At 28.3% G+C, this 311-nt stretch carries 1 protein-coding gene; it reads right to left on the reverse strand.

What is annotated here, in order from left to right:
- A partial coding sequence (locus QMD61_11035; protein MDI6725169.1) for a glycosyltransferase occupies positions 1 to 252 on the reverse strand: 252 nt, incomplete at its 3' end.
- Positions 253 to 311: the final 59 nt, after the last annotated feature.

Here is a 311-nt window from a genome sequence, read left to right on the forward strand (position 1 = left end):
ATTATAGTTTTTCAATGAATCTTGGGCAATTTTATAAGTTTCATCTGTAGATCCGTCATCAACGATAATAATATTAAAATTCCGTGGTTTAATTTCTTCTATAACATTCCCAATCAATTTACTTTCATTATAGGCAGGTATAACTACGTAAATATTTGGGTCGGATAATTTAGGATGATTAGATTGGGAGGAACGGTTAAAAGTATTGTTCCCAAAACGATTAAAATCATCTTTATTTGCCGTAGATTTCATGGTTACCTGCTCAAATAATTTTATGTTTATTATTATTGTTTTATGTAAAAGTACATTTG

Origin of the sequence: Methanobacterium sp., assembly GCA_030017655.1 — an archaeon.
Lineage (GTDB): Archaea > Methanobacteriota > Methanobacteria > Methanobacteriales > Methanobacteriaceae > Methanobacterium_D.